The organism is Bradyrhizobium zhengyangense, from assembly GCF_022012435.1.
In the GTDB taxonomy this organism is placed as follows: Bacteria; Pseudomonadota; Alphaproteobacteria; order Rhizobiales; family Xanthobacteraceae; genus Bradyrhizobium; species Bradyrhizobium zhengyangense.
In genome coordinates this window covers 856766-874070 of the sequence record NZ_JAKLUA010000001.1, presented here as the reverse complement: position 1 = coordinate 874070, position 17305 = coordinate 856766, and the positions used below count along the sequence as shown (strand labels likewise).

At 62.1% G+C, this 17305-nt stretch carries 16 protein-coding genes; 5 read left to right on the top strand and 11 right to left on the bottom strand.

What is annotated here, in order from left to right; translation table 11 throughout:
* Nucleotides 1-11 precede the first annotated feature (11 nt).
* The 4 genes from L6637_RS04260 to L6637_RS04245 all read right to left on the bottom strand — a co-directional run bounded on the left by L6637_RS04260 (nucleotide 12) and on the right by L6637_RS04245 (nucleotide 4596).
* Nucleotides 12-479 (bottom strand): SRPBCC family protein, encoded by a 468-nt coding sequence (locus L6637_RS04260; RefSeq protein WP_237869317.1) that lies wholly within the window; start codon nucleotides 477-479, stop codon nucleotides 12-14.
* Between the two features lie 368 nt (nucleotides 480-847).
* Nucleotides 848-2128, bottom strand: a complete 1281-nt coding sequence (locus tag L6637_RS04255; RefSeq protein ID WP_377802658.1) for a lipoprotein-releasing ABC transporter permease subunit — start codon at nucleotides 2126-2128, stop codon at nucleotides 848-850.
* Between the two features lie 191 nt (nucleotides 2129-2319).
* Nucleotides 2320-3288, bottom strand: a complete 969-nt coding sequence (locus tag L6637_RS04250) for a phosphate acetyltransferase (protein WP_237858193.1) — start codon at nucleotides 3286-3288, stop codon at nucleotides 2320-2322.
* 597 nt (nucleotides 3289-3885) lie between these two features.
* Nucleotides 3886-4596 (bottom strand): hypothetical protein, encoded by a 711-nt coding sequence (locus L6637_RS04245; protein WP_237869314.1) that lies wholly within the window; start codon nucleotides 4594-4596, stop codon nucleotides 3886-3888.
* 413 nt (nucleotides 4597-5009) lie between these two features.
* On the opposite strand from L6637_RS04245, the gene L6637_RS04240 reads away from it, so the two are divergent.
* Together L6637_RS04240 and L6637_RS04235 are read left to right on the top strand one after the other, a co-directional pair.
* On the top strand, nucleotides 5010-6632 hold the full coding sequence (locus L6637_RS04240) for an ABC-F family ATP-binding cassette domain-containing protein (protein ID WP_237869313.1): 1623 nt from the start codon (nucleotides 5010-5012) through the stop codon (nucleotides 6630-6632).
* Between the two features lie 70 nt (nucleotides 6633-6702).
* Nucleotides 6703-7578 (top strand): MBL fold metallo-hydrolase, encoded by an 876-nt coding sequence (locus L6637_RS04235; protein WP_237869312.1) that lies wholly within the window; start codon nucleotides 6703-6705, stop codon nucleotides 7576-7578.
* Nucleotides 7579-7703: 125 nt separating this feature from the next.
* Here the strand turns inward: L6637_RS04235 and L6637_RS04230 are convergent, their stop codons facing one another.
* Together L6637_RS04230 and L6637_RS04225 are read right to left on the bottom strand one after the other, a co-directional pair.
* On the bottom strand, nucleotides 7704-8756 hold the full coding sequence (locus tag L6637_RS04230; protein ID WP_237858189.1) for a type II asparaginase: 1053 nt from the start codon (nucleotides 8754-8756) through the stop codon (nucleotides 7704-7706).
* 344 nt (nucleotides 8757-9100) lie between these two features.
* Complete coding sequence (locus tag L6637_RS04225) at nucleotides 9101-9349, bottom strand: hypothetical protein (protein WP_237858188.1); 249 nt, start codon at nucleotides 9347-9349, stop codon at nucleotides 9101-9103.
* 475 nt (nucleotides 9350-9824) lie between these two features.
* On the opposite strand from L6637_RS04225, the gene L6637_RS04220 reads away from it, so the two are divergent.
* A complete protein-coding gene (locus L6637_RS04220; protein ID WP_237858187.1) occupies nucleotides 9825-10028 on the top strand; it encodes a hypothetical protein in 204 nt (67 codons plus the stop codon).
* A 47-nt stretch (nucleotides 10029-10075) separates the two neighbouring features.
* On the opposite strand, the gene L6637_RS04215 is transcribed toward L6637_RS04220, so the two are convergent.
* Genes L6637_RS04215 through L6637_RS04205 form a run of 3 tightly spaced genes read right to left on the bottom strand, consistent with a single transcriptional unit; the run spans nucleotide 10076 to nucleotide 12668 of the window.
* A complete protein-coding gene (locus L6637_RS04215; protein ID WP_237858186.1) occupies nucleotides 10076-11197 on the bottom strand; it encodes an HD-GYP domain-containing protein in 1122 nt (373 codons plus the stop codon).
* A 58-nt stretch (nucleotides 11198-11255) separates the two neighbouring features.
* Complete coding sequence (locus tag L6637_RS04210; RefSeq protein WP_237858185.1) at nucleotides 11256-11576, bottom strand: PilZ domain-containing protein; 321 nt, start codon at nucleotides 11574-11576, stop codon at nucleotides 11256-11258.
* A gap of 3 nt (nucleotides 11577-11579) precedes the next feature.
* Nucleotides 11580-12668 (bottom strand): DUF2336 domain-containing protein, encoded by a 1089-nt coding sequence (locus L6637_RS04205; protein ID WP_237869310.1) that lies wholly within the window; start codon nucleotides 12666-12668, stop codon nucleotides 11580-11582.
* A gap of 460 nt (nucleotides 12669-13128) precedes the next feature.
* Here L6637_RS04205 and L6637_RS04200 point away from each other — a divergent pair, with 460 nt between their 5' ends.
* A complete protein-coding gene (locus L6637_RS04200; protein ID WP_237869308.1) occupies nucleotides 13129-13914 on the top strand; it encodes an AraC family transcriptional regulator in 786 nt (261 codons plus the stop codon).
* A 50-nt stretch (nucleotides 13915-13964) separates the two neighbouring features.
* A complete protein-coding gene (locus L6637_RS04195) occupies nucleotides 13965-14555 on the top strand; it encodes an NADPH-dependent FMN reductase (protein WP_237869306.1) in 591 nt (196 codons plus the stop codon).
* A 23-nt stretch (nucleotides 14556-14578) separates the two neighbouring features.
* Here the strand turns inward: L6637_RS04195 and L6637_RS04190 are convergent, their stop codons facing one another.
* Both L6637_RS04190 and L6637_RS04185 read right to left on the bottom strand, forming a co-directional pair.
* Complete coding sequence (locus L6637_RS04190; RefSeq protein ID WP_237869304.1) at nucleotides 14579-16660, bottom strand: methyl-accepting chemotaxis protein; 2082 nt, start codon at nucleotides 16658-16660, stop codon at nucleotides 14579-14581.
* 103 nt (nucleotides 16661-16763) lie between these two features.
* Complete coding sequence (locus L6637_RS04185) at nucleotides 16764-17201, bottom strand: DUF1810 domain-containing protein (RefSeq protein ID WP_237869302.1); 438 nt, start codon at nucleotides 17199-17201, stop codon at nucleotides 16764-16766.
* Between the last annotated feature and the right edge of the window lie 104 nt (nucleotides 17202-17305).

Genomic DNA, 17305 nt, shown 5'->3' with positions numbered 1-17305 from the left:
GTTGCAGGTGTCTAGACGACCGGCTCAAGTCGATCGAGGAGTGCGCGCCATCCGGCTTCGCGGAGTTTGGGGCCATCCGCGCCCTCGAAGAAGACGGCTTGGTGGGTCAGAACCAGAAGCGTTCTCGAATTCTTTGGGCGCAACTCCGCAGTCACGAGGGATGCGGATATGCGCCTGTCTCCCAACGTCATCGTGGAAGCCGTAACGATGCGGTGATCCGCGACGATATCCAGAAAGCGCCCGTCATAGGCGAGTGCAATCGAGGCAAAGGGAGTGCCCTTCTTGAAGCGGTACAGGGCGCTCTCTTGCCCTCCGACCTCGAAGTCCATGCTGTAGTGCTCGACGTCATGGTCAGGGCTTTCGGCAAACCAGCGCCGCTTCCTGGACGTCTCGGAAAAGGCAGCAAATACCTTGGCCGCCACCTTGGGATAGGTGCGCTCGATGACGAACGTGTCGTGGACGATCGATTGGTCGGCCATTTGCGATCCTGCTCATTAGTGAAGCGTACACTTCAGTATTAAGGGGCGGCCAAATAGTCAAGTGAAAACTTCAGTATTGCTGATGGCGGAGCAAGGCGGGTGTCACCGACGCGCAGCATGATCGTGCGATTCGGTTGGACACCAACACATCCATTCGCTGGATTGGCTGCCTTGCGAAAGACCGCCGGCACGAGCAAGCAGGGCCGCAGCGATGTTCTCACTTCTCATCCCAAAGACGCTTGGTCATTTGAAGCGTTTCGGAGGAGGGCGGTCGCGGTCAACCTCCTGTGGTAGCGAAGCTCGCTGCCGCGGTGCATTAATACGGGCGTCCTGCCAAACTGGATCGTGATCCAAGCCACAACTCGCCACTAGCCTCCTTGCCGCAGAGCCTCGACAGGATCGAGCCGTGCGGCGCGCCACGACGGATAGAGCGTCGCGAGGAACGAGAGGGTCAGCGCCATGATCACGACCGCTGCGGTCTCGACGAGATCGAGTTCGGCCGGCAGCTTGGACAGAAAATAGAGTTTTGGCGGGAACAGGTCGGTGCGGGTCAACCAGGACATGAACTGCCGGATCGATTCGATATTGGTGCAGACAAGAAGCCCGACAACGAAGCCGACCAGCGTTCCGGCCACGCCGATCGATGCGCCTGTGATCATGAACGTTCGCATGATCGCGCCTTGCGAAGCGCCCATGGTTCTGAGGATGGCGATATCGCTGCCCTTGTCCTTCACCAGCATGATCAGGCCGGACACGATGTTCAGCGCGGCCACCAGAACGATCAGGCTCAGGATCAGAAACATCACGTTGCGCTCGACCTCGAGTGCGCCAAAGAAGGTCGCGTTGCGCTGCCGCCAGTCGACCAGGAAGATCGGTCGACCGGCCGCGTCCGCCACCGACCTCCGAAACAGATCGATGCGATCGGGATTGGCCGTGAACACCTCGATCGCGGTTACATCCTGATTGCGATTGAAGAAGGCCTGCGCTTCTGCGATCGGCATGAAGATGACGCCGGAATCGTATTCGGACATCCCGATCTCGAACACAGCCGTGACTCGATATTTCTTGACCCGCGGCATCACGCCCATCGGCGTGACTGCGCCGCGTTGTGCCACGAGCGTGATGCTGTCACCGGCCTGAACAGAAAGTTGATCGGCAAGGCCTTGGCCGATGGCGACGCCCTGGCCCTCGTCAAAACGGTCGAGTGACCCGTGCTTGATGTTGCCCGCGATCGAGGGAAGCCGATTGAGATCTTCAGCCCTGATACCGCGCACCAGGACGCCCGAGGCGTTCGATGAGGATGCCAGTGCCGGTCCGTCGACGACCGGTACCGCCAACCTGACGCCCTCGAGCTGGCTGATGCGCTCGGCGACATCCTTCCAGTCGGTCAGGGGAGTCTCCAGCGGTTGCGCCACGAGATGCCCGTTGAAGCCGAGGATCTTGCCGAGAAGCTCGGCGCGGAAGCCATTCATCACTGCCATGACGATGATCAGCGTGGCGACCCCGAGCATGATGCCCAGGAACGAAAATCCAGCGATGACCGAGACAAACCCCTCCTTGCGACGGGCCCGCAAATAGCGCGCCGAAAGCATCCATTCGAACGGAGCAAAGGCGCCTGCCTGCCGTGAATCCATCACCGTCTCGTCCATGCCATCCGATCGTCATTCTCTCCTGTTGTACCCGGATTGGCCATAGCGGGTACGCGTCCTTGTCGTGATGTCGCTGTCGAAATGGGAGAGCGCCGGCGAAGGGCGACAATCCCGTCTTCGGCCGTTACGAGGTCGGGATCGGCTTTTCAGGGACCTCGAAGGTATGGCACCTGCCGGCAAGCGCTCGCCCATCAGGCGGCGGGAACGGGATGGAGTCGTCGTCGCGCGTCGGCAGAGAGTACGGCCATGGCACAAGAGGCCAGACGTGCTCGCACGGTGTCGGCGCGCGAGGTCAACACAATCGGCACGCGAGCGCCCAGCGCGATGCCTGCGGCATCGGCCTTGGCCAGGAAGGTAAGGTTCTTTGCCAGCATATTGCCGGCCTCGAGATCAGGCACGACAAGAATTTGAGCCTTGCCCGCGACCGGAGATTTGATGCCCTTGATCTCTGCCGCTTTCGGATCGACCGCATTGTCGAAGGCGAGAGGGCCGTCCAGGATGCCGCCGTTGATCTGGCCGCGATCCGCCATTTTGCAGAGCGCGGCCGCATCGATCGTCGAGGGAATCTTGGTTGTTACCGTCTCCACGGCCGATAGCAGTGCGACGCGCGGGTGAGACCCCAGCCCGATCTGGACAAACAAATCAATAGCATTCTGCACAATGTCACGCTTGGCATCGAGGTCGGGAAAGATATTGATCGCCGCGTCCGTGATGAAAAGCGTTTCGGCATAATTCGGCACATCCATTACAAAGACGTGACTGATCCGCCGGTTCGTGCGCAGACCGTTGGTGGTCGCCGTCACGTACCGCATCAACTCGTCGGTGTGCAGGCTGCCCTTCATCAGCACTTCGCCTTTGCCTTCATGGACGAGTTCAACGCCTCTGGCGGCAGCCGCATCGCTGTGCGGCGCATCCACAATCTCGAACTTTTCGACGTCCAGATCGTGTCTGGCCGCCGTGGCCCTGATCTTGTTACTCGGTCCTACGAGGATCGGTTTGATGATGCCAATTTCGGCGGCTTCGCAGACGCCCGTTAATGATGTTTCGTCGCAAGGATGGACGACGACGGTCGTTGCGGGAGAAACGTGTCGGGCAGCCGCGATCAGGCGCTCGTATTTCGCGTGGGGCGCAGTGTTGGATTCGACTTGGACCGCGCTCATGGCTCATCCTCTCTCTCGTGATGCAGTGGCCCCGGGGATTCCGCCAGGGAAATCGGCCATCTGGAATGCGACTCTCTAGCCAAGCGGCTTCAGGTGCTTGTCGAAGAGTTCAAACCGCTCATTCGGCACGCCAGTCAGGGTTTCTCCCAACTCGGTTCACCCTGGTTGATGGCGCGACCGCGATCAGTGCAGAGTTCGTATTCATACTATCGAACAAAGTGTTCGCTTTGATGTCGCGCAAAAATCGACTGGGAATCCCGATCTAACGTAAAACGCCCAATAGTTAGCGAGCAGCTTTTGCGATCCTCGAACTTTGCTCCAGAGACGATCTCACGCCGCGAGCCAAATCGCCGCCGGAATATCGTTACGCCGACGCATGGGCTTAGCTCCATTTCACCGGCTGCATAGAAATATGGCGCAACTCACATTGCGCTTTCACCGCAAGTCTGCACGCTCGCCCTCAGCCTGACTTTCGGCCTTGGTCAATCGGGTCCTTTTAGTATTGCCGCGATGACTTCCGATCAGCCCCGATGAGCGGACACTGCAGTGTTCATCGCAAGGTCTCAGACGGGCCACAAGCGGAAGCGGCGCTGACCCTCATCGTGGCCCCCTGAGATGCCATTGGGCATTGCGGCGCTCGATGAAGCCGGAGACCTTTCGATCGGGCGCATTTAATGACGATGCTAAAAGTTCGACGCGAGTGTTCCCTTTCCAGCCCTCAAATTCGTAAAGCCATTGCTCCTCGTCCGGAGCGCGATAGTGCCATTCCTTGAGAGATGGATTGGATGTGCTCGGAACGACGTCCATTCCGTTGGGAGGTCCGGAAGGTCCTACAGACGATGCGACGGACGCGAGCCAGCGCTTATCCGGCGAATAATGTGGGGGTGCGACTATTGCCGCGTCGTCACCCGTGCTGGCCCTCACGAGGAGCCAACTGACACCTTCCCAATAATCGACCTCAATCAACACAAGGTCGTGCTCGGGAAAGTACCCTGTTAGTTGATACCTGATGCAGCCGTCAGCGTCGTTGGCCTGACACTTCGCTTCTTCGTTGAGATAAATTCTCGTCTTTCCGTTCCTGAACTTCAACTGCAAACCGGGGCCGCCGCGCCGCGCCAGCTCGCCAACCTGCTCCAGACAGGCTTTCTCCGACCGATCAATGTCGCCGACGCCATGATCGCCCATACAGCGGCCATCTTGCGAAGGATGATCAGAAACGGAATACGGCGCGCCAGCAAAAGCTTCCGCATCAAACAGGAGCGATGCAGCCGCTGTGGCAATTGCAACCCGTATCAGCCAAACCTTCATCGCGGCGCCTACGTCCTTCAAAACCCGGAACCTGATGGCAGAAAATCCCTTCTGGTCGCGTTAATTGGTTGGTTCAAAGTTACCGAACCTCGACGTCGGCTATGGGGTCAGAAGCCGCCGATCACCACCAGACGTTCCGACCGCCGCTCTAACCTCGAAAGCCGACGCTCATGTGTCGTTGTCAGGCCGAACCCATCACGGCGCGGGGCACGGCGCTCCCGTCTTCATCCAGGCCTGCACTAGCGCGCGCCGGCCTGCGCCTGCCTACCCGGAACGGGGGAGCGTCCGAAGCCCGTCTTTCAGGCCCCAGCCGAGAAGCACTCCTCCCAGGAAATCCGTACCCCGCCGGGCTTCCCTTGGGCGAGGGCATGGCCTATTACGCTGCAACGCAAAATTCCCCCCGAAAAGACCTCATGATCCGCCTCGACAACGTCAGCAAGCAAGCCGGCCACCAGATCCTGTTCATCGAAGCCTCCGCGGCCCTCAACAAGGGTGAAAAGATCGGCCTCGTCGGTCCCAACGGCGCCGGCAAGACCACCCTGTTCCGGATGATCGCCGGCGAGGAGCTGCCCGACGAAGGGCAGGTCTCGACCGATCGCGGCATCACCATCGGCTATTTCAACCAGGACGTCGGCGAGATGTCCGGCCACAGCGCCGTGGCCGAAGTGATGAATGGCGCCGGTCCCGTCAGCGAGGTCGCGGCCGAGCTGCGCCAGCTCGAGGCCGATATGGCCGACCCTGACAAGGCCGACCAGATGGACGAGATCATCGCACGCTATGGCGAGGTGCAGCACGCATTCGAGGAGCTCGACGGTTATGCGCTCGATGGCCGCGCCCGCGAAGCGCTGTCCGGTCTCGGCTTCAGCCAGGAGATGATGGACGGCGACGTCGGCAAGCTCTCGGGCGGCTGGAAGATGCGCGTGGCGCTGGCGCGTATTCTCTTGATGCGGCCTGACGTGATGCTGCTCGACGAGCCGAGCAACCATCTTGATCTCGAAAGCCTGATCTGGCTGGAAAAATTCCTGCACGATTACGAAGGCACGCTTTTGATGACCTCGCATGACCGCGAGTTCATCAACCGCGTGATCTCCAAGGTGGTCGAGATCGATTCCGGCTCGCTGACGACCTACACGGGCAATTACGAGTTCTACGAGCAGCAGCGCGCGCTGAACGAGAAGCAGCAGCAGGCGCAGTTCGAGCGCCAGCAGGCGATGCTTGCCAAGGAGATCAAGTTCATCGAGCGCTTCAAGGCGCGCGCCTCGCACGCCGCCCAGGTGCAGAGCCGGGTGAAGAAGCTCGACAAGATCGAGCGGGTCGAGCCGCCGCGTCGCCGCCAGACGGTGGCCTTCGACTTTCCGCCGGCGCCGCGCTCGGGCGAGGACGTCGTCGCGTTGAAGAATGTCTACAAGGGCTATGGCAGCAAGCGGATCTATGACGGGCTGGACTTCATGATCCGCCGCAGGGAGCGCTGGTGCGTGATGGGCGTCAACGGCGCCGGAAAGTCGACGCTGCTCAAGCTCATTGCCGGCGCGAGCGAGCCGGACGAGGGCACGGTGGTCTTGGGTGGCAGCGTCAAGATGGGCTATTTCGCCCAGCACGCGATGGATCTGCTCGACGGCGAGCGCACCGTGTTCCAGTCGCTGGAAGACCAGTTTCCGACTGCGGGGCAGGGCAGCCTGCGCGCGCTCGCGGGCTGCTTCGGCTTCTCCGGCGACGACGTCGAGAAGCGCTGCCGCGTGCTCTCAGGCGGTGAGAAGGCGCGCCTCGTGATGGCGAAGATGCTGTTCGATCCGCCGAACTTCCTGGTGCTGGACGAGCCGACTAACCATCTCGACCTCGCCACCAAGGAAATGCTGATCAATGCGCTGGCCGATTTCGAAGGCACCATGCTGTTCGTCTCGCATGACCGGCATTTTTTGGCGACGCTGTCGAACCGCGTGCTCGAGCTGACGCCCGAGGGCATCCACCAATATGGCGGCGGCTATACGGAATACGTCGCGCGCACCGGGCAGGAGGCGCCGGGGTTGCGGAGCTAGTGTTCCGCGGGCGCGCCTTGACGCGCTAACGCTGCCCGTTACGCTCCCCCAAGAAGGGGAGCGAACAACCATGAAGCAACTCAGGATCGGCGATATCACCATCGATGCGGTGATCGAGCGGGAAGGGCCATGGCGGCGGCCGCAAGATTTTTTCCCTGGATATGACGACCGCGTATTCAAGCATCATCTGCCGACGATGGAGCCCGAGGTTTTCGACGTCGCGCGCGGCATGATGGTCATCACCTATCAGACGTTTGTGGTGCGGACGCCGCGCTACACAATCCTGGTCGATACCTGCACCGGCGAAGACAAGGGCCATCCGCCGCCGTTCGACTTTCCGGGCAAGGAACGCTGGCGCAACGAATTGTTCGCGCTCGGCATCGGCTTCGAGCAGATCGACTACGTCTTCTGCACCCATCTGCATATCGATCACACCGGCTGGAACACCACGTTACGCGACGGCCGCTGGGTGCCGACCTTCCCGAACGCGAAATACGTCTTCCACAAGGGCGAGTACGCGGCCTGGGAGGCCGAGAACGCCAAGGGCAACAACCCGCCCGGCACGGTCTTCCGTGACAATTGCCTGCCGATCGTCGAGGCCGGGCAGGCGCTGCTGGTCGACGACGACTATGCGCTCGACGACACCGTCACGCTGACGCCGACGCCGGGGCATTCGCCCTGCCATTGCTGCGTGAACATCTTCTCGAAGGGCCAGCGCGCAGTGGTCGCCGGCGATCTCATGCATCACCAGATCCAGTGCCGCGAGCCGGAGTGGTCGTCGAAGCCGGATTGGGACGCCAAGCAGTCGGCGGTGTCGCGGCGAAAGTTCTTCGCCTCCGTCGCGGACACCGGCACGCTGATCCTGCCGATCCATTTTCCGGCGCCGACGGTTGGATTGATCAAACCGTTCGGCGCCGCGTTTGATTATCGCTTCAAGCGGGAGTAGGGCGCGTCCGTTCGCTCGGATGCTCTAAAGCGCGATGAGATTTGGTTGAATCGTCATCGCGCTTAAGCTCTTTGTTTGAGCATGATCTTTTCGGAAAACCGCTTCACACTTTTCCGGATCATGCTCTAGTAGGTATAGAACATCCGCTGGATTTCCTTGGTGTCTGATGTCTTGGTCAGCGCCAGCATCAGCAGGATCCGCGCTTTCTGCGGATTGAGCGTATCGGACACGACGAAGTCGTGCTCGTCGTCCTTGGCTTCGCCGTTGCGCGCGACGATGCCGTTGCCGACGCGGCTGCTCCGGACAATCACGACACCCTTCTTGCGGGCCTCGTCGAGCGCCGGCTCGACCGCGGGCCGGGCCAGGCTGCCGTCACCGACGCCGGCATGCACGATACCCTTGGCGCCGGCGGCGACGAAGGCGTCGACCGCGACGCGGTTCATATTGGCATAGCCGTAGACGATATCGACCTGCGGCAGGGTATCGAGGTTGGAGACATCGAATTCCGAATCCGCCGTGTGCCGGCGGGTCGATTGACGATAGAAATACGGCTTGTTGCCCTGCATGTAGCCGAGAAAGCCGAGCTCGGGCGTGCGGAAGGTGTCCGCGGTCGAGGTGTTGTTCTTGGTGACCTCGCGTGCCGCGTTGATCTGGTCGTTGAGGGCGACGAGCACGCCCTTGCCGACGGCCTCTTCACTGCCTGCCAGGATCACCGCATTGAACAGGTTGATCGGCCCATCCGCGCTGATCGCCGTCGACGGCCGCATCGCACCGACAATGACGACAGGCTTCTTGCTCTTGACCACGAGGTCGAGGAAATAGCTGGTCTCCTCGATCGTGTCGGTGCCGTGCGTGATCACGATGCCGTCGACGTCGTCCTGCGCGAGCAACGTATTGACGCGCTTGGCGAGCTTGAGCCAGTAGTCATTGTTCATGTTCTCGCTGGCGATCTGGAAAACCTGTTCACCCTTGACGTTCGCCACCGTCTTCAACTCGGGAACGGCGTTGAGCAGGGTGTCGATGCCGACCGTAGCTGCAGTGTAACCGACCACGGTGGTGCTGCTCGAGCCGGTGCCGGCGATGGTGCCGCCGGTCGCCAGCACCATGACGTTGGGCAAACCTGGGCCCCTCGCGTTCGCCGCGTCAAGACTGACGAGCAGTGCAAAGAGCACGCTCATCGTCGCCATCATGTGATTCCGCACTCGAAACTGCCACATCTCGACCACCCTTTTTCCAGAAGTCTTCTCGATGCGCCCCGCTTCACTCAGCACCGCATGATCGGTCAGCCGAACCTTTCTGTCCAGGGTGGAGATGATTTTGGTTTGCTCGTTCGGCGCGTGCGGGTAGACCGCGAAAGTTTGGACGTCCCAATTCTTGGAAACGGGAACGTCAATGCCCGGACCTTCGTCTCGCCTCCGAGGCTTGGGCCTCGGAGGCGGGACAGGCCCGGGCATGATGAGTCGTGGAACGGTTGCTTACGAAAGCAGCACCAAATTCAAGAATGGCGCGAACGCCGGGCGTCTTATGCGCCCATCTCGCACTTCTTCATGAAGCTGTTCTTGGCAGCACCGGCGAGCGGCTTGCCGTCGGAGCCGACGGCCTTGGGCGTGCAGGCGTCTTCCTTGCACTTCTTCATGAACGAGGTCTTGGCCGCGCCGGCGAGCGCCTTGCCGTCCTTGCCGACCGCCTTGCTCTCGCAGGTGTCGTCCGCAAGGGCCGAGCCCGCCGCAAAGGTGGCGACGAGCGCAGCCAGGAAAATCCGTTTCTTCATTGCGTGTCTCCCTAAACCAGAAATGGCGTCGCGGATTGGAGCCCGGAATCGTGGCGCAATCAAGCAGGATCGCGGCGCAGCCTTGGCTCTCGCGTCATTTTTTCCAGCCGTTGACGATCGCAATGGCCTTGACCAGAGCGTCGTCCATCGCCGAAAAATTCCCGTGACGCGGTTGAAGATGGTGCTCGCAGCAGTGAAGGCGCGAGGTCGCAAGGTTTTCGGAGGACGAGGTCATCATGACCTGCGTCGCGATGGGCTATCCGACGATAGCTTCGCCGCGAACGCCGTGCGTTCGGATCGCGAAGGCAACGAGTCGTTCGTACGTTACGTCGGATTCGCCGACTGAACAGGAGAGGAGGAGATTATTCCCTGACGATTTTTTTCGTGCGGACTCATAACGGCCCTTGCAATCTCCGTCGCGCAGGAGGAACAATATGCGGACTGGTAGGTTTGTTGCTGGCGCGAGGGAATTGACATGCGGCGGCTGGCTAGCCTGGTTCGATGGTTCTTCGGTCCGCGGATGCGGCACCCGATCGATGATGATCCCAGTCTTCCTTTCACCCCTGAAGAGTTCGGCAGGCTGATCCGCAGCGGCAAGCGCGAGGACATGAAGATGCTCGCCGAGGGACTGGCCTGTCGCTCGATCCCGCGTCGCATCAAATTCCGGGCGACGCACTAGAACGCGATAATCCGCGACGTCATTCCGGGCCGACGATCCTGCACGGGTTACCTCGAGAGTGCGACGTCCCTGAAGGAGGTGACCAGCGCTTTCTCCAGCTTTCCCGTCATCCCGCAGAGAATGTTGTAGGCTTCGTTCCGCGGCATCGTCGGCTTGTAATGCCGGTGCTCGATCAATGCGGCGAAGATGTCCGAGATCGTGAGAATGCGCACGATATCGTTGATGCTGCCGCCCGCCAGCGCGTCAGGGTATCCGCTGCCGTCGAGATATTCATGGTGGTGGCGCACCGCATCGAGAATTTCCGGCGAGATCTTCTCGTGGTCCTTGAGAAAGTCGTAGCCCGCTGCCGGATGCGTCTCGATCATGGCGCGCTCGGTGTCGTCGAGCCGGCCGGGCTTGTCCAAGATCGCAAGCGGGATCCGCGCCTTGCCGATGTCATGGAACATTGCGGCCGAATACAGCCGCTCCATATCGGCTCGTCCGACGCCGAGACTCAGGCCGAAGTCGATGGCCACGCCCGTGACCAGCAGGCAGTGCTGGTAGGTTCCCTCGTGGTGGCGACGCACGGTCGTGAGCCATTCGGACAAGCCATGCTCGGTGATACGTTCGGCAATCTTGCGGCCGGCGTCCTTGGTGCCGTCAACGTCGAGCGGCTCGCCCATGGTGACGGCCGTGAACATCGACGAGATGGCGGTGGCCGCGGTCTCCACGGCGTTGTCCTGATATGTCGAGCCGCCAGCTGAATCCGCTGCCGACCCGTCTGGATCAGCCAGCGCGGCCAGCAGCTTGATCTTGTTGAGCGGGCCGGGGAGGACGAGCGTCGCGCCGAGCGCGTAGGCTTGCGAGATGCTGACGTGCGAGGAGTGCTCGACGAGGAAGATGCGCTTGGTGGCCTTTGCCAGCCTGGCGGATCGCTTCTTGATCGCCGCGATGTTGTCGACGTCACGCAGCTCCGCGCGGATCACGACGGCAAATGGGACTTGCGACAGCTTGGCTTCCGCGTCGAGCCGTTCGCCGGCAACGGTGAACTGCTGCTCGAGCACCGAGCAGATGCCGGACAGTTTGTCCGAGGAATCGGCCAGCACATGCACGAAAGGACGCGCCGAGGGTGCTGATCGCATGCTGCCGTCGCCTTTGACGGAGCCGGTTATGGTTCGCGCGTTCTGCACGGAAGACCTGGACTGTCGTTGAGTTGAACGAAGCTGATGATGTCTTGAACCTTACTGACTAGGGGCTTTGCGCGGCGGCGGCCTTCGTGCTCGCCGGTTTCTTCTTGCCGTCCGCCGTGACGAAGTGAACGCCGGCGGTGGTGCCGTCGATCCAGACCAGCTCGCAGCGCCGATAGGCCAGCCCCGTCGACGACAGCACCAGGAAGAATTCCTTGGCCTGCAGCACGTCGAGCGTGCCCTCGACCTCGAGCTTGGCACCTGTTTGCGACACGTCGAGCAGCACGCAACTGCGCCGCCAGGTGCCGTCCGAGCCCATCAAATTGACGGGCTGCCGGTGATCCATTTTCACGCGAGGGTCCTTGCGGCCATCGAATTTCATCGGCTATTTCCCCATTGCCGCGCCGCGTGTGTCTGCGCTGGCTGCGATTTCTCCCCAGCGCACCGTCCACTGGCTGGTCGACAGAAGAAGCGTCTCGAAGAGGAGTTGGGCGCGCTCGCGCTGGGCGAATGAGAGCCGCGTGCCGCTGCGGTTGCTCAGGATTGCGAGCGTGGTCGCCCAGTTCAGGCGCGAGGCCCGACAGGCCATCACCAGGCCCTCGCAATCCTCGTCGGCCATGACGTGCTCAACGATCTCGATCGGAGCGCCTGACAGCACCGATAGCGCTGTGAACAGATTGGCGGTCTCGCCGCGGATTGCAAAACGGTTCACCGTTGAATCGTTGAGCTTCCCGACACGGTTGAGGGCAACGATCTCGGGCCTTGCATTCGCATAGTCGGCCGAGGAGGGCAGCTTCAGCGCGGCAGGTGCGGGATGCTGTACCGGTGGCCCGGCGGAGGCATTGGGCCTGGCCGCGGCTTTCGGTCCGGGCGAAGCCGACAGCAGCTTGCGCAAGACCAGGTCCGGCGTGCCTGGCCGGAGCGCCAGAAGCTTCGTGATCTCGTCGTCTGCAACACCGGTCACGATGAGCAGGGCGTAGACCGCATCGGAAAATCTGGCCCCAGGGTTCTTGATCAGGGCCAGGCGAACCGCGCGCGTGCCGCGAGCGGCGAGCACTTCGGTCACGGCCGCCTCGATCCCGTCGCGGGCCGAGATCGCGAGTTGGTGGGCTTCACGGCACGATGTCGCGATCGCCGTGAGGTCGGCGGTCGTGAGGGCCTGCGATCTCAGCAGGAGCGGGCATGCGATGGCTGGATCATCGTGGGATGCCAGATGTCGCAATGTGGCCTGCGGAGCAATGTCCAGCCCGGCAAGTGCCTCGCTCAGCTCCGCCAGCGCAGCAGGCGCGACGCGTCCGGCCAGCCGAAGCAAGACGCTGTCGACGACGTTGACCAGCAGTTCCTGAGGCCTGTCGCGACCGGACGCGAGCAGGCGAACAATCCCTGAAAGGATACGCGCGCAACGGTCCGGCGGGCAGACTGCGACCGCTTCTTCCAACTCAACAAGAATATCGGCAGGCGAATTTGCCATCATGGCAGGGAGCCTGAATTCAAAAATGACCTAGAATATCGAACAGGTTCATTGCGTCCTAGAGGTGTTAATTTAGATTATACAATTTGATCTTGTGGGTATTGGCGCACCGCCCCGGCGTCGGAAACGATATCGAAATTTGGCGAGCTTTGATGGGGCGGCTTGTTCTTTCGATCGGACGCTCGCCAACTGTCCGGATAGATCGGATGGTTTTTTCGGCCTAACGGGACAGCTCACAAGGGGGATCGAGCCGGCGTCGCTGCCGGACGCGCATCGGTTTGGATGCGACGTTTCAAATTGCCATGAACAGTATTGATGATGCGCCCGGGTTGGCGCTCAAGACATTTCGCTTCTCTGACGTCGATGAATTTCGGTATGCCATACGGGCCTGAATTTCCAGTTCACGCCTTTCGTCAGGAGCATTTCGTCTGAGCAGACAATCCTGTCATTGCCCGGATGTGACGTGAACGTGACGCGTGCGTTTCCCCGCGTTGTCGATGCACAACTCGTCGAAAACTGCACGGCGATCGGCTTCATGATGGACGACCTCAACGTGCCCGTTCGCTTCAACGGTTCGCAGCGTGCCCGTCCAGTCATCGTCATTGGCAGCAGCGGCGCTGCCTACACCACGGTCGAAGAGGTGCAGCGGCAGATCGCCTCGGTCGTATTCAGGCCGGAGGTGACGGATCGGGGTTGGCCGGCGGCGACTTCAATCTTCAAGATCTACGAGACGACCGCGGCCGGTCTGAACCGGCTGCGTGACGTGGTTCGGGAGGTTCTGGCCGTTGCGGCCGAGCCGGTTGAGGCCGCGGCGATGCCACTGAAGGCGGCGGCCATGAAGGAATCTCTGCTCGGCGCCGTCGACCAGGCATTTGAGAGCCTGGTCCCCGCACGATGGACCTTGCGCGCGAACGACGAGCGCAATTTCAAGATCTTCCAGGACATCCGCGCGCTTCTGTCCGACGATTTGTCGCAGCCAATCTATAGCGAGGAGATCGCACGCAAGCTCGGTTTCTCCGTCCGCACGATGCATGATGTGGTCCGCCGCTATCGCGGCATGAGCCTGCATCGCTACTTGCGGGTCCACCGCCTGTGGCTGGTCCGCCGGCAGCTCCTCGCAGGCGCCGAGAGCGTGAAGGCTGTCGCGCTGGCTTTCGGTTTCTGGCATCTGTCCGATTTTTCCCGCAGCTATCGCGACCAGTTCGGCGAGACACCCTCGGAAACGCTGGGCCGCAGACGCCGGCGATAGCGCGATAAAGCGACTGGGGCCGGGCTCCGGTTTCGTGCTAGCATGCCGGCATGAGCAACCGCATTCTCGTCCTCTACGGATCCTACCGTTCCGACCGCATGGGCATCCGCCTGGCGAATTTCGTCATCGATCGCCTGCGCAGTCGCGGCGAGCAGGTGGAGTTCATCGACGCCAAGGCCATCGGCCTGCCGATGCTCGATCGCATGTACAAGGAATACGCCAAAGGCACGGCGCCCGAGGCGCTGGAGAAGCTCGCCGGCCAGATCCGCGGTGCCGACGGCTTCGTCTTTGTCACCGGCGAATATAATTGGGGCATCCAGCCCGGCTTGAAGAACCTCACCGACCACTTCCTGGAAGAGTGGTTCTGGCGACCGGCTGCGATTGTGAGCTACTCCGCCGGGCGCCTGTCGGGCGCGCGCGCCTCGACCGCCTGGCATGGCACACTGTCGGAAATGGGCATGGTGGTGGTCTCGAGCACCATCGGCGTCGGACCGATCGCGCAGACCCTGTCGGCCGAAAGCGAGCCAATCGGTGAGGGCGGCAAGGCGCTGGAGCGCTCCTTCCCGCGCTTTGCCGATGATTTGCTGTGGTGGATCGAGGCGGCCAAGTCTCAGCGGGCGCGCAAGGCGCCGCCGTACTGAGCTAGAGGGCTGCCAAGCTACGCCTACGCAGCCCTGACTTCGCCGAGGAAGCGATCGAACTGGCCGGCGAGGTCACGCGACTGCGTCGAGAGCTGTTCGGCGGCGCCGAGAACTTCCTTTGCGGCGCTACCTGTGTCGTCGGCGGCGCGCTGCACGCCCGATATGTTGGAGTTGACCTCCAGGGTGCCGCGTGCAGCTTCCTGGACGCTGCGTGCGATCTCCTTGGTGGCCGAGCCCTGTTCCTCGATCGCGGCCGCAATCGCAGTGCCGATCTGGTCGATCTCGGCGATGACGTCGGCGACGTTGCGGATCGCGGTGACAGTCTCGTCGCTTGCGGTCTGGATCGCCGTGATCTGCTCGGAGATCTCCGTGGTGGCCTTGGCGGTCTGGCCGGCCAGCGATTTCACTTCGGATGCGACGACGGCAAAGCCGCGACCTGCGTCGCCGGCACGGGCGGCCTCGATCGTCGCGTTGAGTGCCAGCAAATTGGTCTGTTCCGCGATGCTCTGGATCAGCGTGACGACGTCGCCGATCTTCTGCGCGCCCTCGGCAAGCGCACGCGCGGTGTCGCCGGTGCGACGGGCGTTGTCGACAGCGCGGGCCGCGATCTCGGTCGATTGTGCGACCTGGCGGCCGATCTCAGCGATCGAGGAGGTGAGCTCTTCGGTCGCGCTTGCGACCGTCTGCACATTGGTCGAGGTCTGCTCGGATGCGGCGGCGACGACCGCGGCCTGGCTGTTGGTCTGGGCCGCCGTGGTCGTCATCGACTGCGCGGTGCTCTCCATGGTGGAGGACGCCTGTGACAGGCCGCCGATCAGCTCGGTGACCTTGGCCTCGAAGGCGCGGGTCAACTCGTCGAGCGCCTGGGCGCGGCGCATCTTGCCGTCGTTCTCGGCCTGCTTCTCGGCGGCGAGAGTGTCGGCGCGGATCATGTTGTCCTTGAAGACCTGGACGGCGGCGGCCATCGCGCCGATCTCGTCGGAGCGTTCGGCGCCGGGAATCTGCTCGGCTACATCGCCGTCGGCAAGTCGCGACATCCGGGTCGTCAGGCTGACGATCGGGGCGCAGACGCGGCGGCGAACCATTACGATGAGGCCGGCGCTGGCGATCAGCACGGCGAGCAAACCGACCAGTGCGATCGTAAAACTGGTGCGCGCGGCGGCAGACGTGCCGGCGAGGATCTGCTCGGCATTGTCGTAGAAGGCATCGCGGACGCCAATGATCGCGCCGAGACCGACTTGCGATGCGGCGTAGTAGGTGTCGACGTCGTGCTCGTATTTGCCGGTGACTGCGCCGTCCTTGACGAGTTTCTGCTCGCGGCCAAAGCCCTCGACATAGACGGTGTTCATCGTCTCCAGTGCGGTTGCGACATTGGCCGGCGTGGTCGGGTTGCCGCGCAGCTCCTGAAGCGACATCACGAGCTGGTCGTTGCGGCCCTGCGTGCGGGCGACATCGACTTTCTCGGCCTCGGTCGCGATCTTCTTCGAGCCAAGGAGGTTCTTGTGCAGGCTGGCGTTGAGGCCGCCGATGTCACGCAGCGTCATCGCGATATTGGCATAGCTCGCCTGGCGGTAGGCATCGCCGTTGAGAATCGCCATGCGGCGGACCTGCTCGTTGAGCAGCGCGGTGACGCCGGCATTGAGCACGGCATTGTCGGCGACGATCTTTCTGGCCGCGTCCTTGCGCGCTTCCGCCGGTCCCGAGATCGCCTTGTCGACGGCTTCGCGGAGCGCGGTGAACTTCGCATTGAGGCTGTCGATGTTGCTGCCGATGGTGGTGCCGTCGTCAAACGGGCCTGGCAACTCCTTGCGCACCGCGTTCATCCGGTCGCGGGCACCGTCGGTCTGCTTGCGCAGCTTGTCATGCTCGGCGAGCTGCGCCGGGTCGACGGTCGCGGGCCCATAGAGGATGTTGGTGGCAAAGCCGCGCTCGGGGTTGAGATAGCGCGGGATGTCGCTGACGGCGCGGACGATCGCGAGCCGGCCCTGTGCCTCCGTGATCCGCTCGATCGTCTGGTATTTCGTCACGGCGACATAGACGGCGAGGCCGCCGCCGACGGTCGAGAGCGAGACGATGGCGGTGGTCAGCAGCGTACCGATTTTCATGATTCGTCCGGCAATTGGCGCGGGTGGAGAATGATTTTCTCCAAGAAAATAGGGGCAGCCTGTTAACCGCGGGTTTACGCTGCTCGCGCCGCAGGTGTGCCGGCTAGGTCTTTCGATCGAGAGCTGCCAGGATTTCCAGCGTCGCATCATCACGCTTGCCGGCGAAATATCTGGCGAGCGCTTCGTCGAAGACGGGATCGTCGGACACGGCGCCGAACAGCGTCATCGACGAGCGGAATTTGGCATCGTCGGGCGCGCCGAGGATCGCATTGATGGTTCGCCCCTGCACAGCGAGGACTAGGCGGGTGCATTCGGTCAGGCGTGGGCCGAGCACGGGGTGGGCGAGATAGGCTTTGGCCTCTGCCCGCGAGCCGATCGCGTAACGCTGTGACATGGCGCTGAAGCCGAGACCGGCGATTTGCGGAAAGACGAACCACATCCAGTGGCTTTGCTTCCGGCCCTGGCCTAGCTCCGTCAAAACGGCGCGAAAAACCGGGTCTTGGGCCTCCAGGAAGCGCGCTAGATCGAAAGGATCGGTCATTGGGTACCTCCGGAGGGCTTGCCGGCCGCGATTATGCCTAACTTTTGGCTCCCAATGTGGTAGCTGGTATAGAGTCTCCGGGTGGGGGTTGGGTCCCCCGGGGG

Bases quoted from the DNA above. Each gene is read 5' to 3' on its own strand.
- L6637_RS04260 (WP_237869317.1), bottom strand. From the start codon at position 479: ATGGCCGACCAATCGATCGTCCACGACACGTTCGTCATCGAGCGCACC.
- L6637_RS04255 (WP_377802658.1), bottom strand. From the start codon at position 2,128: ATGGACGAGACGGTGATGGATTCACGGCAGGCAGGCGCCTTTGCTCCG.
- L6637_RS04250 (WP_237858193.1), bottom strand. From the start codon at position 3,288: ATGAGCGCGGTCCAAGTCGAATCCAACACTGCGCCCCACGCGAAATAC.
- L6637_RS04245 (WP_237869314.1), bottom strand. From the start codon at position 4,596: ATGAAGGTTTGGCTGATACGGGTTGCAATTGCCACAGCGGCTGCATCG.
- L6637_RS04240 (WP_237869313.1), top strand. From the start codon at position 5,010: ATGATCCGCCTCGACAACGTCAGCAAGCAAGCCGGCCACCAGATCCTG.
- L6637_RS04235 (WP_237869312.1), top strand. From the start codon at position 6,703: ATGAAGCAACTCAGGATCGGCGATATCACCATCGATGCGGTGATCGAG.
- L6637_RS04230 (WP_237858189.1), bottom strand. From the start codon at position 8,756: ATGAGCGTGCTCTTTGCACTGCTCGTCAGTCTTGACGCGGCGAACGCG.
- L6637_RS04225 (WP_237858188.1), bottom strand. From the start codon at position 9,349: ATGAAGAAACGGATTTTCCTGGCTGCGCTCGTCGCCACCTTTGCGGCG.
- L6637_RS04220 (WP_237858187.1), top strand. From the start codon at position 9,825: ATGCGGCGGCTGGCTAGCCTGGTTCGATGGTTCTTCGGTCCGCGGATG.
- L6637_RS04210 (WP_237858185.1), bottom strand. From the start codon at position 11,576: ATGAAATTCGATGGCCGCAAGGACCCTCGCGTGAAAATGGATCACCGG.
- L6637_RS04205 (WP_237869310.1), bottom strand. From the start codon at position 12,668: ATGATGGCAAATTCGCCTGCCGATATTCTTGTTGAGTTGGAAGAAGCG.
- L6637_RS04195 (WP_237869306.1), top strand. From the start codon at position 13,965: ATGAGCAACCGCATTCTCGTCCTCTACGGATCCTACCGTTCCGACCGC.
- L6637_RS04190 (WP_237869304.1), bottom strand. From the start codon at position 16,660: ATGAAAATCGGTACGCTGCTGACCACCGCCATCGTCTCGCTCTCGACC.
- L6637_RS04185 (WP_237869302.1), bottom strand. From the start codon at position 17,201: ATGACCGATCCTTTCGATCTAGCGCGCTTCCTGGAGGCCCAAGACCCG.